A 1,782-nucleotide genomic window follows, 5' to 3' on the forward strand; every position below is an offset into this window, starting at 1 on the left:
CTGTACCTGGTAGGCCACGACACGTTGGGACAGTCTGCGAACGGTGCGTGGGGCTACTACCTGCCCGATGCGCTGGGTTCCATCCGCCAGACCACGGATGATGTGGGCGCGGTGAGCGGCAGTCGCGAGTGGACGCCTTTTGGGGTGGAGGTGGGGGCGGCGCGGGGTGGTTTGGGGTATACGGGGGAGTGGTTGGATGGCAGTATAGACTTGCAGTATCTTCGAGCACGGTGGTATGATGTCCAGGTGGGAAGGTTTACGCGAAAGGATCCGTGGCTAGGTTCACGGAGCCAGCCTCAAACCCTACACAAATATGTCTATGCCAAAAACGATCCCATTAATGAACTTGATCCTTCAGGATTTTGCAGCCAATCTGGGTGGAATGACTCAAGCGGACTATACACAGAAGAAAACTGCGATCGTTTGGAGGCAGGGGACCTGGAATTCACAAAACAATGGTATTCTGATTTCGCAGACGATGTTGAGACCGAGTTACCACAAACTGCTGCACACTTTCGCCACTTCCTAAGTGGACAAGGAGGAGAACTGCAACTACCTGAAAGCTTTGTCAAGGACGATATACTCGGAATAGGACGTTTACAAAGGTCTATCGATAAATTGTCCACTTGGTATGTTCGCAAACACATAAGCAGTCTTACCCCCTGTACAGAAACACCGATTGGCCCGGATGTCTATGCTCGTGGGTTTACACCCAACTATGCCCAAGTAAATCCAGTAGTGGGATTCATACTCGGTACGAACGAGTTGGATGTCTCAGGTGCCCTTGGTGGGTTTCGTACTGATGTGGAATTAACAGGAAACCTAGATCGCCACGAAGGATGGTGGACGACAAAGACAGACACAAATTTGGCAGTCCATGTTGTAATACTGGATATCTATGATTGGCATGAAGGATTGGGAGTTGCATGGGATGGTAATGGCATTTCTGATGAATGGACACAGAACCTAGTGGACAATAGTCTGGCTGCCATCTTTTTGGTTAGAGGTGATTATACGTATGATTTCAACGAAACTCTATCCAAACCTCTTTTCGGTGTAAGCAGTTCGCCACCTACACCTTGGTATTGGGCTTCATATATTGGCAGTCAGCTTGAAATTACCAGCTATACAGGTGGACCAGAAAGAGTTGACTATGCTGGTAATCCAATGAAAGACTGAACTGGAGGCAACACGAAATGACTATCTTAAACATCATTAGCAAACAACTCAAGTACTCGGCTGTTCACTTGATGTTGTCTCTCTTACCTATTCTGACGTTGGTTTTCACTTTGATCAGATCAGACCGTTTGAAAGATGCTGTTAGCGCTCTGAAAAATGAGTATTTTATTCTTGGTGTACCAAGCAATCCCTGGCAAGAGTTCTTACCCTTGTTTTCCTCCACCATACTTGCTTTTATCGGTTTCTCTTGGTTGGTTGGTTTCATCGCAAGAAACTCTCAGTCGAGTTGGTGGAAGCTGCCAGCCAGCATCCTTTTGATCATACTAGCGGCTGTGGCCTTTGGTCTGTCAATGGTATTTGCATCGCTTTTTCATCTTTGGTTTCAACACGCTCCGATTATAGGATCACTAGGTTCATCGTCTCTGTTCTGGGTATCATTCGGGTTATCACTAGTTGTGTTGATTATTGGAGTTTGGACAACCGCAACAGAGCGAACCGAGGTCGGTTCGCTGAAAAGCAGCAAAAGTGAGTAGAAAATGGCGTCAGGCAGTACTAGCGGATCGTTTTTTGCCCTTGTAGACCACTTTAAAGCGTTTCCGGGGC

The 1,782-nt window shown here is 47.5% G+C and carries 2 protein-coding genes; both read left to right on the forward strand.

What is annotated here, in order from left to right; genetic code table 11:
- Window positions 1-1,179 (forward strand): RHS repeat-associated core domain-containing protein (locus tag GY843_RS08940; protein WP_297308723.1); only part of this gene is annotated, 1,179 nt, incomplete at its 5' end.
- Between the two features lie 17 nt (window positions 1,180-1,196).
- Window positions 1,197-1,712 carry a hypothetical protein gene (locus GY843_RS08945; protein WP_297308725.1) on the forward strand — a complete coding sequence of 172 codons (516 nt, stop codon included), beginning with the start codon at window positions 1,197-1,199 and terminating at the stop codon, window positions 1,710-1,712.
- The last annotated feature ends 70 nt before the right edge of the window (window positions 1,713-1,782 follow it).

This window comes from Neptuniibacter sp. (genome assembly GCF_024231755.1).
Taxonomy (GTDB): Bacteria; Pseudomonadota; Gammaproteobacteria; order Pseudomonadales; family Balneatricaceae; genus Neptuniibacter.